The sequence below is a fragment of the uncultured Campylobacter sp. genome (genome assembly GCF_937980635.1).
Lineage (GTDB): Bacteria > Campylobacterota > Campylobacteria > Campylobacterales > Campylobacteraceae > Campylobacter_B.
The window spans coordinates 56,816-69,560 of sequence record NZ_CALJPG010000020.1 but is presented as its reverse complement, the minus strand read 5'-3'; the positions used below and the strand labels follow the sequence as shown (position 1 = coordinate 69,560).

Here is a 12,745-nt window from a genome sequence, read left to right as displayed (position 1 = left end):
TTAAATTTATCGCTGCCTGTTCGCTACAGCCCCAAGAAATTCTCATCGTTTTTGATCTTTTCGATGAGATCAAGCGTGGCGTAAAACTCGTCGTAGAAATATGGCATTTCGAGCTTGAAAAATTTAAAGCTTAGCCCCTCCAGCACCTTGAGCGAGTGCTTGTTTTTAAGCAAAAATATGAAAAATACCCCATCTTTTTCCAGCGCGTTGAGGTAGTTTATTTCGCTTATATTGGCGCGCAGTATCTCGGCGTCAAGGATGACGACGTCGGCTACGTAGATGAAGTCGTTTAGGTGCCTCTTCGCGCTCTCCCAGTTGGAGTTTGGCATCACGTCGCAGCCAAGCCCGCTCAAAAAATCTCTCAGTTCCTCGAAGATCGCGCGGTTTTTATGCGTGATTATGACGTTGTAGTCGTATTTTTTAGCGCTAAAGCTCTGCTGTGCGAAGCAGCTAAGTACTGCATCCATTTTAAAGAACGTCCCGCGCCCGTCAGCTCCAATACTCGGATGCGAACCGAGTGCACGCAAATGGGTCTGCGCCGAAGTAAGATACTCATCATCCGTGCTAGCAGCGCTTTCTAGTGCACTTTTAAGCGCATAGGTGCGCGGATCCTTTAGCTCGCGATCGATGCCTACGCGAACGTCGAGCTTGATAGAGCTCATATTTGCTCTAAGTTCCTTACTGCTAAATTCCACGCTTACGCGGATTGGTTCAGCGATATTTTGCAGGAAAAACTCGCACGCGTCAAAGACCGCGCTAGTGAGATTTAGCACCTCGCCGCCGTAGATACGTGGCAGCTGCGGTGGGAAGCTAAGATAGAGCGTGCTGTCGTATTTCGTGCACTCCTCAAATAAAATTTCACTTTGAAATTTTAAAATTTTTAAAATATCGATCTGCGCGATATCCTCGCGCCTAGGCACGACGGAATCGCTTTCTTTGGCTTTAGGCGCAGCGGAGAAAATTTTGCCGCTTACAGCGGGCTTTTTAGCAAAAAGTTTTCTTGCCGCAAAGCCTGCCGTCGCAGCCAATATTGCTAGCGCGCCTAAAACCACGGCTTTCATAGCACAAGCATCCCATCGCCATAGGAGTAGAAGCGGTATCTTTGCTCCACTGCGATGCGGTAGAGCTCAAGCGTGCGCTCAAGGCCGATGAAGCTCGCTACGAGCATTATCAGCGTGGATTTTGGTAGGTGAAAATTTGTAAGCAAAAAATTCTGTCTTATCGGCGGATTGCCCGGGTGCAAAAACAGCTCGCAGATCCCGCTGCTTTGCCCGTTGCGTGCGAAATTTTCGATCGTTCTTGTAACTGTCGTACCCACGCCTAAAATTTTTCGCTCGCTTTTTAGAATTTGCGCGGTCTGCGGCGGGATAGAGTAGAGCTCGCCGTGCATCTTATGATCGCGCAGATCCGCTACTTCCACGGGCTTAAAGGTGCCCGCGCCTACGTGCAGCGTGATAAAATAAATTTCGTGTCTTTTGCGCAGATCGTTTAGCATCGCATCGTTAAAATGAAGGCTCGCGGTGGGTGCGGCGACGGCGCCTTGCTCGCGCGCGAATATGCTTTGATACCAGCTCTCGTCCTGCTTGGTATCGGCGCGCTTAATATATGGCGGCAGCGGCACATGACCGATACGTTCGCAAATTTCAAAAACATCGTGGGTGTTTAAAGCTTTGCCGCCGCGTTCAAACTGCACGATGCGAAGCCCGCCTTCCATCAGCTCGCAAACGCGCGCATTAAGGCAGGCTTCAAAGCTAAGTTCGCTACCTACTTTGACGCTGCCGCGAATATAGGCGCTAAATTTATTGCCCTCAAGCGGCGAGTTTAGTAGAAGTTCGATCTTGCCGCCGCTGTTTTTATGACCGAAAAGGCGCGCCTTAATCACCCGCGTGTCGTTAAAAATAATATCGCAGGGCGGCAGGGCGTCCGCCAGATCGCCGAAGTGCGCGTGAGTGATCTGCTGCTTGGCGCGGTCGTAGATCAGCAGGCGCGCGCTTTGTTTAGGCATCACGGGCGCGCTTGCGATGAGCTCGCTAGGAAGCTCGTAATCGTAGCTGCCAACTAAATTTAGATCTGCCATCTCACGCCTGCGCTACGTCCGTGGGATTTTCGCTTTCGTCATCCTCAGGCTTATACGGATTTATCATTTTGGCGATGAAGATCGAAAGCAGATAAAGCGCAATTAGCGGAGTTGCGAGCATAAACTGACTAAGCACGTCCGGTGGCGTCATCACCGCTGCAAAGATGAAAATAATGACGATTGCGTAGCGAAAAAAATCGCTCAGGCTTTTGTTCGTCACAAGCCCGATCTTAGCGAGGAAAAAGGTTACTACAGGAAGCTCGAAGCTGATGCCGAATGCGACGACGAGCTTAGCGAAAAAGCCTACATATTCGCCGATCGTAGGCATCGCAGTAAATTGCTTGGCGCCAAAATTTACCAAGAAATTAAATGCGACTGGGATTACGAAAAAATAGCAAAACGCCGCGCCTAAAAAAAACATAATGCTCGCGCCGCTAACGAAGGGAATGACGTATTTTTTCTCGTTGTCGTAAAGCCCAGGCGCTACGAAAAGCCACGCCTGCCAGAAAATTATCGGCATCGCTAGAAGCAGCGAGGTGAAAAACGATACCTTCATCGCGGTAAAAAACGTTTCGCCGAGCTGGGTAAAGATGATCTCGCTGCCCTTGGGAAGTACGCGCACCAGCGGGCGGGTCATAAAGCCTAAAATATCCTCCCAAAAGCCGAAACACGCGATAAAAAGGACGATGACGGACAGCACGCAGATCACTAGGCGCTTGCGAAGCTCGGCTAGATGGGGTTTTAGCTCTTCAAACATTAAATTTCTCTCTCATTATGATTTTTGCGTATCGTTATTTTGCGCGGAATTTTGCATAGAATTTTGCGCATCACCGTTTAAATTTGCATTCAAATTTTGCGCGGCGCTTTTTGCTTCGCCGCTCGCGTTTGTATTTTGCGCAGAATTTCCCGCGCCGCCGTCCGTGCTCGGCATGGAATTTTTGCTTTCGTTTTCGATGTTAGAATTTTTGCTTTTGTCTCCGGCTCCGGAATTTGTTGCGCTGCCAGCGGAGCCTTGCGTAGAGTTTGCGGCGCGGGCAGAGCTTTGCGCGGAATTTTCTCCGCTCGAATTTGCTTTTAAATTTGCCGTCTCATTCTGTTTTTGTGCCGAGACCTCCGCAGAATTTAGCGTATCTTTGGCGGCGTCCGAGTTAAGCGTTTCTTTAAGCGAACTTTCCGCGCCTTTTAGCCCCGCATTTAGCGTCTCCTTGACCGAATCGATGCCGCCTTTGATCTCGTCGAGCTCCTCAAACGTGAGCTTTTTGCGCACACCCTCGCTTGCTTGCGTGATGCTCTCTTTATATTTTTTGGCATCCTCTTTGAGCTCGGCGATGCGAAGCTCCTGATCGAAGCTAGATTTTGCGTCGTTGATGGCTTTTTTGATGACTTTGAAGTATTTCGCAAGCTCGACCAGGACTTTTGGAAGCTTTTCGGGCCCCAGCACAATTATCGCGATGATTAAAATGACCGTAATTTCAGGCATACTGATACCAAACATAAAATTTCCTAACGTAAAAAGTGGCGTATTGTAACTAAAATTTCATTAATCTTAAATTTAGTGCCCGCGGCGGCTTTCTTGCGTGATAAAAAGCGCAATCTCGTCGGCGAGCAAAAAGTTGGGATTATAAAATTTACCCTCGGCAAATTTCAGCTTTTTTTCGCGTGCGAGCAGCTGCGCATTGCTTAGCTCCGCTGCGTCTAAAATCCGCGCCTCAAGCCCCAAAACGCAGCGCAGCCCGAGAAATATGCGCTCAAGCTTTTTATCCTGCGCGCTTAGAGCTTCGCGCTGTTTTTGCAGCGGATCTGCGATGTAATCTCGCAAATTTTTAGGCGAGCTAAGGCGCACTTGCCCGCTAGTTCCGACCGCAAATGCCCCAAATCCCGCGTAATCCTCGCCGCGCCAGTAGGCGAGATTGTGCTTACAGCGCAGTCCGCGCGCGGCAAAATTTGAAATTTCATACTGACTAAAGCCGCTATCCGCCGCAAGAGCAAAGAGAAATTTAGCTAGAGCCGCACTTTCCTTTTTAAAGCTTTCGCGCCCAAAAAAGGGCGTACCCTCCTCAAGGCTTAGCGCATAGGCGCTTAGATGCGGCACTTCGCAGCGCGCAAGCTCATCCATTTCAAATTTTAAATTCCTTTTATCGTCAAATTTGCTCGCGTAGATTAGATCTAAATTTATATTGTCAAAGCCTGCTGCTTTGGCATTTTGCACCGCGAGAAAAATCTGCGCCGCACTGTGCGCGCGACCGAGGAACTTTAGCTTGGCGTCGTTGAAGCTCTGTGCGCCGAAGCTGATGCGATTTACGCCGAGACCGCGCATCGCCCTAAGCCAAGCCGGGTGAGCGGAGTTTGGGTTGGCTTCTGAGCTGATTTCGGCTTTAGCGGCGAAATGCGGCGCAAGCAGTGCAAAAATTTCATCATAAAGCCCTGCATCTACGGCGCTTGGCGTGCCTCCGCCGATAAAAAGCGTCGAGATTTGCGCGTGCGGATTTTTCGCCAAAAAGTCGCGCACCTCAAACTCAAGCGCGCGAAAGTAGCTTTTTGCGAGGCTAAACTTATCGCTGAAGGAGCCAAAGGCGCAATACGGGCATTTGGAGGTGCAAAACGGCACGTGGATGTAGATGTGCAAGGGCGGTCCTATAGGCTAAATTTACGTCGCAAAATTTAGCGAATTAATTTGAAAATTTATATAAATTTTAAGCCTCTTAACGCAAATTTTAATATTTTTAGGTAGAATTTTGAGAAATTTTTTGTGAGAAAACGAGATGGAAAAAGAGAAAAATTACAGACCGAATGTCGCTGCAATCGTACTTTCGCCCTCGTATCCGTTTAATTGCGAAATTTTAATCGCGCAACGAAGCGACATCAAAGGCGCTTGGCAGTTTCCTCAAGGCGGTATCGACGATGGTGAGACGCCTACGATGGCTATCCGCAGAGAGCTCGGTGAGGAGATCGGAACAAGCAAAGTCGATATCATCGCTGAGTGCCCGAAGTGGCTCAGCTATGACTTTCCCGATGGGGTAGCTCAAAAGATGCGCCCATACGACGGGCAAATTCAAAGGTATTTTTTGGTGAGATTGCGAAGCTTAGCCGATATAAACATCAATACTAAACTTCCGGAGTTCGACGCATTTAAATTCGTAGGCGCGAATGAGGTTTTAAGGCACGTAAATCACTTCAAAAAGCCGATTTACGCGACGGTTTTAAAATATTTTAAGGAGGAGGGTTACATTTAATGCTGATTGTTCAAAAATACGGCGGTACGAGCGTCGGTACGCTAGAGCGGATCGAGGCGGTCGCGCAGCGCGTGATAAAGACTAAAAACGAAGGGCACGATGTCGCGGTAATCGTCTCTGCGATGAGCGGCGTTACTAATCAGCTCATCGAGCAGGCGGAATTTTTTACTAAAACTCCCGTAGGCAGAGAGATGGACGTGCTGCTAAGCTCTGGCGAGCGCGTTACGAGCGCACTTTTAGCTATCGCGCTAAATGCCAAGGGCTATGCTGCGATCGCGTTTAGCGGGCGAGGCGCGGGCATCGTGACGGATAATTTTCACACCAAAGCTCGCATCGTCTCGATCGATCCAAAAAGCATGCAAGAAGCGCTAAAGCAGGGCAAAATCGTCGTCGTCGCGGGCTTTCAGGGCATTAGTACCGCAGGTGAGGTAACTACGCTCGGGCGAGGCGGAAGCGATCTTAGCGCAGTCGCCGTCGCAGGAGCACTGAATGCCGATCTGTGCGAAATTTACACAGACGTAGACGGCGTATATACGACCGATCCGCGCATCGAGCCCAAGGCCAAGAAGCTTGATCGCATCAGCTACGACGAGATGCTTGAGCTTGCGAGCTTAGGAGCGAAGGTTTTGCAAAATCGAAGCGTCGAGCTTGCGAAGAAGTTAAACGTAAATTTGGTGACGCGAAGCAGTTTTAACGATCATGAAGGAACACTCATAACAGGAGAAGAAAAGATGGAAGATGCGGTAATTAGCGGCATTGCACTGGATAAAAATCAAGCAAGAATCACGATTAGAAACGTAGAGGATCGCCCCGGCGTCGCGGCTGAAATTTTCTCCGCGCTTGCAAGCAAGGAGATCAACGTCGATATGATCGTGCAAAATATCGGACGAAACGGTGAGACTAATTTGGGCTTTACTGTGCCGCAAAACGAGCTAGAGACGGCCTATATGGTAATGAAAGAGGTAAATCCAAATCCGAATTCCATCATCGAATCAGATGCCGACATTGTAAAGGTTTCTTTGGTAGGCGTAGGTATGAAAAGCCACAGCGGCATAGCCAGCAAGGCGTTTAAGACGCTTGCGGATGAAGGGATAAATATCCAGATGATCTCCACGAGCGAGATCAAAATTTCGATGATCGTAGAGGCTAAATACGGCGAGCTCGCCGTGCGCGCGCTGCATAAAGCCTACGATTTGGATAAATAATGCAGGATCTGCACACTTGGAGCGTTACGGCGATGCGCTCCGAGCCCGGACTTGAGTGGCTCGAGGATCGCAAGGAGGACTGGACGCCGCTTTTAGCATCAAAGCTAAAATTCCTCCACGACGGCTTTGCTTTCATCGTCATCTGCGACGATGAGCGAAGTTGGTTTAGCGAATACATCATCAAAAAGATCAACTCCTCTACCAACTCCCGCCCGCTGTTGCCATTTTTTTCGCTGCGCTCGCTCTACCGCGGCGGAGTAAATAGCCTGGAGGACGCGCTGCTGCTAAACGATATGCTAAGTCTCGCATTTGCCAACGGCTTTATATATTTTTACATCGGCAACGGCAACCATCCGCTAGCCAAGATCGCCAAAAGCCACGAGGATAGCTATCTGTGGCTCATCGACGAGAGGCTGCAAAATAGCTTCTACATGAGCGAGAGCGATCCGAGCCTCGATCTCAAACTTATCCAGCTTTTTAAAATTTTAGACAAAAGCATAGACGCCGTGCTTTTTGACGAAGTGGTGCTTTGAAAATCATAAATCAAATCGTTTTAACGAACGATTATGAGGGCTTTAAAGATAAAATTTTAGCTGAAATTCCGCGCAAAAATTTAAGGTTTTTCGAAAGCGTTGAGCTTAAGATCGACGAGGCGCGAAAGATCATTGACGAAGCCTACGTCGCCGAGCGCGAGGATAAAATCATCGTCATCGCCGCTACGAAATTCGGCGAGGAGGCGCAAAACGCCCTGCTTAAAATTTTAGAGGAGCCGCCTAAAAATACAGTGTTTTTCCTGATCACCCCCTTCATCAACGCCCTGCTGCCTACTATCCGCTCGCGCCTGATCGTGCAAAACCTCTGCGTACGAAAGCCCAGATACCGCACCGGGCTAAACTTAGCTAGGCTCAGCCTAAAGGAAGCGGTGGAGTTTATCGACGCGCAGATCGCGCTGGAGCGTAAGGGCGAGCTGGATAAGACGGCGCTAAAAGCGCTTATCGGCGAGATCGCGCTAGAGTGCTTCGAAGCAGGCATCAGTCTAAGCGGCGATGAATTGCAGCGCATTGACCGCTTGAGTTACCTCGCCGAGCATAACGCCAAAGCCCACGCCGTGCTTACTCCGTTACTGTTGATGATCGAGGAGAAAAGATGAAAATTTATAAAATTTCAAACGAAGTCGATTTTGCGCTGATTTGCGAGCGTATCGGCGTGCGAAATGCGGGGCGGGCGATAATGCAGAAAAAATCGCACCTAAACTTTTTCTATCTAAAAGATCTGCGCGCACCAGCGGCGAATATTTTAAAACAGGATGCCCTTAGTATCGGCGCCGAGCTTGCGTGCAACGAAGGGGTGATCCTAGGGCGCGAAGGTACGGACGCGGTTTTGATCGCAAATGACCGCCAGATTGAGGCTTTAGCGCAGAAGGAAGCGCTGCAGGATTTTGGGCTAAAAGAGCTCGCGAAATTTCTAAGCGAGAAATTTGCTAAGCCGCAAAGCTGCGAAATAATGGGCGTCGTCAATATCAACTCCGATAGCTTCAACCCCGCAAGCCGCGCGGCAAGCTTAAAAGAGGCGATCTGCAAGATCGAAAAGATGATCGAGCAGGGCGCCGCTATTATCGATATCGGCGGCGTGAGCTCGCGCCCGGGCAGCCAGTACTGCGGCAGAGATGAGGAGTTTGCGCGCATAAAGGACATCGTGAACGAAATTTATCGCCTGCGTCTGCACGAAAAGGCTAAATTTAGCCTCGATAGCTTCGATGAGTATTGTTTGGAATTTGCGCTAGATCGGGGCTTTAGCATCATCAACGATATAAGCGCAAACCTTACTCTTGCTCCGCTTGCGCTCCGCTACGACGCCGCTTACGTGCTGATGCACATGCAAGGAAAGCCGCAAAATATGCAGCTTGCGCCCAAATATGACGATCTGATGGGCGAGATTGATGAGTTTTTTGCGCAGAATTTGCAGCAGCTGCAAAGCGCAGGGCTTAAAAAGATCATCCTTGACGTGGGCATCGGCTTTGGCAAGACCGCCGAGCAAAATTTGGTGCTGATTAAAAATTTGCAGCATTTCTTGCACTTCGGCTGCCCGCTGCTTGTAGGCGCGAGCAGAAAGAGCGTTATCGATTTTTATAGCCCCTCTGCGGTCGCGGATAGGCTCGCAGGTTCGCTGTATCTGCACCAGATCGCCGCTTTAAACGGCGCTGCGATCATCCGCACGCACGATGTTTTCGAACACGTTCAGATGCTGCGGCTAATGCGCGCGATGGATGCTGCTGCGGTAAAATTTTAAAATTTTGCGGAATTTTCACGAAATTCCATATTTTTCACGAGATTTTTGTAAATTTGCCTTATGCAGAATTCTAAATTTCCTCAAAGAAATATTTTAATTCTTTTAAAATTTTGCGAAAGAGCTTTTGCAGAATTTCATCCGCGTTTTATTTTGCGCCTAAACTTTCATGCGCTTGCTCGTCGAAACTTATAAAAATTTATAAAATTTCGCTCTATTTATGAGGCGCGTCAAAACAGCGAAGTAAAGCAGGATAAATTCTAGCGACGATTGTACGGATTATTTGCTGCGCGAGCCGAGTTATTTCATTTTTGGGCGAAATGAGCGCTTTACGTCAAAGCCCTTGCTAGCGATTTTTATATCATTTGGTATAGTGCCTGCCGGGGCAGAGGCGTCCTTTTTGGCGGATAAAAACTCGACTAAGCTTTGCCAGACGAAATCGGCGTTCAGATAAAACCTCATCGCGTTAAGCTGTGGATTTATCGCTGCGGTGTGAATGTCCTGTGTGAGCTTAAAAAATACGATTGGGGCGCTCAAAATTTCATCTTTGCTTATAATTTTATCGTCGCGAACAATATTTTTTAGCGTCGTTTTGCGCTCGCTTTTGGGCGCCACGAGCTGCAAAATTTCCTCGCGCGTAGCCTGCTCGCCGACCTTGCCTAGCCACGAGACGATATGGGCGCGAAATCCATCGCTAAAGCTCAAAGTTCTGTCTTCCCAATACTGCCTTCTTAGCTCCGTCTCGTCAAATTCTAGGCTTGTATAAATTTTATCCTGAGAGGCGAAAATATGGACTAAATTTTTGCCGATGAAAATTGCGGAGTGAAGCAGGCGCGGCAGCTTATTTACGTCCGTTTTGCTCCAGTTTATAAATTTACCGCCGATAAAACGGTACCCGCTAAGCTTCCTTTCAAAGACCTTTTTATCGCCCTCGTCAAGCCTCCATAGCTCGTCCGCATCGACTAGAGTAGAGTTTCTGCGGTCATAGACTAAAGTCTCGTCAGTCCCATATTTTGACACCATAAAATCGTAATTATCTTTAAATTTCGAGATAATTTTCATGTTCGTCCCTTAAAATTTTATCTTCCCTAAGTTTCTTAATCGGTGCGCTTTGCGCCGAAACCGAAGCAAAATTTTATCATCGTAAATTCACACTGCGAACCTCACAAATTTAATCCAGATTTGCTGATAAATCGCCAAAAATTTATATCGCAAGCTCACGGCTCGCTCAATTTTACCGCGTGTCGGCGAAATGGTAAAATCGAACGAAAAGCGTGCGGCGCGGTAAATTTTAAATTTATTTTCCGCGATGGCGCAAAATTTCAAATTTATCTGCCGCAAAACAGATGCCGCTACCGCTTAAAGTCGTGGATTTGTATATTCGCGCCATATTTTTTGTAAAGCTCGCTTACTTTTTCTTTCAGCCTTTCCTCGTCATAGCAGATGAGATCGATGTATGCGCGCTTCTGCCCGGTTGCGCCGCCGATTATCTCCAAAAACGAGCTGCAGCTCTCCAACTCCTCGTCCTCGATCTTGTTTCGCAGATCAAAGCCCGCCTGCATGTCGCCGCCGTTATTAATGCTAAGAAAGCAAAATTTGATGCCGAGCTCGAAGGCTTCGTTATAGATGTCGCGCTTGCCGCCTAGGTACTCGCCTATGAGATTTCGCAGGCAGGTGGTGCCCACGATCACGTCCTCGCGCACCTCGCTTCCGCGGGGCTCCATCTTGTAACTGAAAAAATTCTTTAGCGGTTCGCGCGCAGCTTTTTCGCCGAATTTCTCATCGATCAGATCGGCAAATTCGCTTAACGGCACGCCGTTTTCCTGCGGCGCACCTAGCACTTCAAGCATGCCCAAGGTGTTAATGACCGTCGTCTCGCCGATGATATTATCAAGCAGGATGAAGCTCAGATTGCCCGCCTTACTCTCGTCCTGCGCAAGCAGAGCCGCTAGGTTTTCGTTGTAAATTTTAATATCCACGTCGCTTTCGTTAAACTGCGCGTAGATCATCGACTCCTCGGCGCTTACGCGCGTGTCGTACATCTCAAGCCCGCCGATACCTCGCGGCGCACGCGGCTTTCCGAGCGTGCAGAGCATTCTGCCCTCGAGCTGCTTGGGCATAGCGTTTTTGATAAAATTTAGCCAAAATAGGCGATGTCTCATACCCTCGGGAGTTAGCACTAGATCGAGCTTATCGCCCGCAAGCCCCGTCATAAAATAGGGCTCGGCAAGGCAGATGCGAAGCTTCTCGTCGGTCTTATGCATCGCCTTTTCAAACTCTTCCGCCGCCAGATCGGCCTTGATCTCATCTATCACGCCGCTAAATTCCGCCCAAAATTTATCCACTCTGTCCGCGAATGTGCTCGGCTCCTGCGCCTTTTCAGCCTTTTTGCTCAAACCGAATAGCCCCATTTTTTCTCCTTAAATCAAATTTTGCTTGCATTATAGCTAATTAATTTGCCTCACGTGCACTGAAAGCAACCGCCCAAAATCTCGCATTTCTCGCAAATTTGCACATATATGACCCCCTCGCCCTGCACCAGCTCGCCAAATGGGATCTGCGCTAGATGCTTCATCGTCCCGCCGCAGCTAGGGCAGCTCAGATACGCGGCGTCCTGCACCCACTGCGGATAGCCTCCCACGGTCACGTCAAGCTCGCTAAAGCAGCCGTAAAATGGCGAAACTTCGCCGCCTAGCTTAAATTTCATACCGCTCAGCCGCGTCATATCCTGCTGCGAAAAGTAGCTCTTCTCCATCCCTTCGCCCTCGCAGCGCATCTGCGGCTCGCCGTCCGCGCCGCATTTGCAAAAATACATTACCGAGCCGACGCAGGTCGGGCAGCAGCGAAAGATCGCGTCGTGCTTTAAATTAAGAAACGCAAGCCGCGGCTCATCGGCCTTAAGGCGGAGCATATCAAGCATCTCGCAGCCGCAAAACTCGCACCTTTGCCCCGTAGGCCTGCCGATACGTACGGGCTCATCCGCGTTTTGGTTTGTGCCTTCGCAGTGGGTGTCCTTTGCATTTTCGCTTAAATTTAAACCGCTGCCAGCGTCTTTTTGCGCGTCTGATTTGAAATTTACGCGCTCGTTCCGCAAGCTCGCGTTTTCGTCCATGCTCGTGTGAGTACTCTGCGCGCCCGCGTGTAAATTTGAAGTTTTGCTCGCGTCTTTTTGCGCACTTTGTTCGGAATTTGCGCCGCTCGCGCCGCCTTTGAAATTTAAAATTTCGCTCGCGCTTTCATCTCCGCGCCCGCTAGTGCGCTCGCCGTTTTTCTCCGCGCCATCTTTTACGCGCACCGCGGCGAGACACTTATCAAAAACGAGCGATTTGCGCTCGCCCATCCGATCAAAGCTCCAGCCGCCAATTTGCGCGTAAATTTCAGTGCCTGCGTAGAGCTTTTGGCGCCACGGCTTCGGGTTTTGATACAGCTCGTAAAAAAGCCGCGTCGTCTGCTCGTCGCCCTGCCACGCAAGCGCGCACAGTAGGTCGTTTAGAGTGTTTTTGGCATTGTCTTGTAGCGAGGCGAGCTTGCGGACGAGCGCATCTCTCACGTCCTTAGGCGCGCAGAAGTAAAGCTCCGGCGGGCAGTATATCTCCGCCGCGGCAGCGGCTCGCGCGATCCTTGGATCGTGGATACCTAACAGGCTAAAAAGCGCCCAAAAATCGTTGTAAATCTCATCCCATTTTTCGATCTCATCGATTCACTCCGCAATTTTTAGGATCATCGCCTCCACTTCGTCCGCGCTTAGGTTTAAAATCTCCTCTCGCCTCTGCTTTTGGCTGCATGAGTGGCAGATGCCGTCAAAATAGATCGTGTTTTCGCTGCATTTTGGGCATAGATGGGCTTTGCTTTGCATTTTATCTCCTTAAATTTGGATTTAAATTTCGTCAAATTTTAGCTAAATTTTGCTGATTTTCGGTGAGTAGGCGCGGTTTAGAATTTAA

General features: G+C 49.2%; 11 protein-coding genes and 2 pseudogenes. 5 read left to right on the top strand and 8 right to left on the bottom strand.

All coding sequences use genetic code 11. The annotated features are described in order from the left end of the window. Nucleotides 1-23 precede the first annotated feature (23 nt). The 5 genes and pseudogenes from Q0460_RS04325 to hemW all read right to left on the bottom strand — a co-directional run bounded on the left by Q0460_RS04325 (nucleotide 24) and on the right by hemW (nucleotide 4,703). Complete coding sequence (locus Q0460_RS04325) at nucleotides 24-1,061, bottom strand: hypothetical protein (protein WP_299085318.1); 1,038 nt, start codon at nucleotides 1,059-1,061, stop codon at nucleotides 24-26. Beyond that, nucleotides 1,058-2,077, bottom strand: coding sequence for a tRNA preQ1(34) S-adenosylmethionine ribosyltransferase-isomerase QueA (gene queA / locus Q0460_RS04320; protein WP_299085315.1), 1,020 nt, complete (start codon nucleotides 2,075-2,077; stop codon nucleotides 1,058-1,060). The genes Q0460_RS04325 and queA overlap by 4 nt, the downstream gene beginning before the upstream one ends. Nucleotide 2,078: 1 nt before the next feature. Continuing rightward, nucleotides 2,079-2,834, bottom strand: coding sequence for a twin-arginine translocase subunit TatC (tatC, locus tag Q0460_RS04315; protein WP_299085312.1), 756 nt, complete (start codon nucleotides 2,832-2,834; stop codon nucleotides 2,079-2,081). 468 nt (nucleotides 2,835-3,302) lie between these two features. Continuing rightward, nucleotides 3,303-3,572: pseudogene (tatB, locus tag Q0460_RS04310) on the bottom strand (Sec-independent protein translocase protein TatB); the annotation flags it as partial. 57 nt (nucleotides 3,573-3,629) lie between these two features. Then, nucleotides 3,630-4,703: a radical SAM family heme chaperone HemW gene (hemW, locus tag Q0460_RS04305; protein ID WP_299085309.1), complete on the bottom strand. Its 1,074-nt coding sequence runs from the start codon at nucleotides 4,701-4,703 to the stop codon at nucleotides 3,630-3,632. Nucleotides 4,704-4,839: 136 nt separating this feature from the next. Here hemW and Q0460_RS04300 point away from each other — a divergent pair, with 136 nt between their 5' ends. The 5 genes from Q0460_RS04300 to folP are packed head-to-tail and all read left to right on the top strand — an operon-like array spanning nucleotide 4,840 to nucleotide 8,804. Further along, a complete protein-coding gene (locus Q0460_RS04300; RefSeq protein ID WP_177387908.1) occupies nucleotides 4,840-5,310 on the top strand; it encodes an RNA pyrophosphohydrolase in 471 nt (156 codons plus the stop codon). Next, entirely contained in the window at nucleotides 5,310-6,515 is a 1,206-nt protein-coding gene (locus Q0460_RS04295; RefSeq protein ID WP_299085306.1) for an aspartate kinase, read from the top strand. Before Q0460_RS04300 ends, Q0460_RS04295 begins: the two co-directional genes overlap by 1 nt. Beyond that, nucleotides 6,515-7,048 carry a HobA family DNA replication regulator gene (locus tag Q0460_RS04290; RefSeq protein WP_005873254.1) on the top strand — a complete coding sequence of 178 codons (534 nt, stop codon included), beginning with the start codon at nucleotides 6,515-6,517 and terminating at the stop codon, nucleotides 7,046-7,048. The genes Q0460_RS04295 and Q0460_RS04290 overlap by 1 nt, the downstream gene beginning before the upstream one ends. After that, a complete protein-coding gene (locus tag Q0460_RS04285) occupies nucleotides 7,045-7,665 on the top strand; it encodes a DNA polymerase III subunit delta' (protein WP_299085303.1) in 621 nt (206 codons plus the stop codon). The genes Q0460_RS04290 and Q0460_RS04285 overlap by 4 nt, the downstream gene beginning before the upstream one ends. Continuing rightward, the gene (gene folP, locus Q0460_RS04280) at nucleotides 7,662-8,804 is read left to right on the top strand and encodes a dihydropteroate synthase (protein ID WP_299085300.1); all 1,143 of its coding nucleotides are present in this window, start codon (nucleotides 7,662-7,664) and stop codon (nucleotides 8,802-8,804) included. Before Q0460_RS04285 ends, folP begins: the two co-directional genes overlap by 4 nt. Nucleotides 8,805-9,101: 297 nt before the next feature. On the opposite strand, the gene Q0460_RS04275 is transcribed toward folP, so the two are convergent. The 3 genes and pseudogenes from Q0460_RS04275 to Q0460_RS04265 all read right to left on the bottom strand — a co-directional run bounded on the left by Q0460_RS04275 (nucleotide 9,102) and on the right by Q0460_RS04265 (nucleotide 12,657). Then, nucleotides 9,102-9,863, bottom strand: coding sequence for a hypothetical protein (locus Q0460_RS04275; protein WP_299085297.1), 762 nt, complete (start codon nucleotides 9,861-9,863; stop codon nucleotides 9,102-9,104). Nucleotides 9,864-10,153: 290 nt separating this feature from the next. Then, nucleotides 10,154-11,212 (bottom strand): hypothetical protein, encoded by a 1,059-nt coding sequence (locus Q0460_RS04270; RefSeq protein WP_299085294.1) that lies wholly within the window; start codon nucleotides 11,210-11,212, stop codon nucleotides 10,154-10,156. Between the two features lie 50 nt (nucleotides 11,213-11,262). Then, nucleotides 11,263-12,657: pseudogene (locus Q0460_RS04265) on the bottom strand (cytochrome C). Between the last annotated feature and the right edge of the window lie 88 nt (nucleotides 12,658-12,745).

Coding starts and splice junctions, on each gene's coding strand:
- Q0460_RS04325 (WP_299085318.1), bottom strand. CDS start 1,061: ATGAAAGCCGTGGTTTTAGGCGCGCTAGCAATATTGGCTGCGACGGCA.
- queA (WP_299085315.1), bottom strand. CDS start 2,077: ATGGCAGATCTAAATTTAGTTGGCAGCTACGATTACGAGCTTCCTAGC.
- tatC (WP_299085312.1), bottom strand. CDS start 2,834: ATGTTTGAAGAGCTAAAACCCCATCTAGCCGAGCTTCGCAAGCGCCTA.
- Q0460_RS04300 (WP_177387908.1), top strand. CDS start 4,840: ATGGAAAAAGAGAAAAATTACAGACCGAATGTCGCTGCAATCGTACTT.
- Q0460_RS04295 (WP_299085306.1), top strand. CDS start 5,310: ATGCTGATTGTTCAAAAATACGGCGGTACGAGCGTCGGTACGCTAGAG.
- Q0460_RS04290 (WP_005873254.1), top strand. CDS start 6,515: ATGCAGGATCTGCACACTTGGAGCGTTACGGCGATGCGCTCCGAGCCC.
- folP (WP_299085300.1), top strand. CDS start 7,662: ATGAAAATTTATAAAATTTCAAACGAAGTCGATTTTGCGCTGATTTGC.
- Q0460_RS04275 (WP_299085297.1), bottom strand. CDS start 9,863: ATGAAAATTATCTCGAAATTTAAAGATAATTACGATTTTATGGTGTCA.
- Q0460_RS04270 (WP_299085294.1), bottom strand. CDS start 11,212: ATGGGGCTATTCGGTTTGAGCAAAAAGGCTGAAAAGGCGCAGGAGCCG.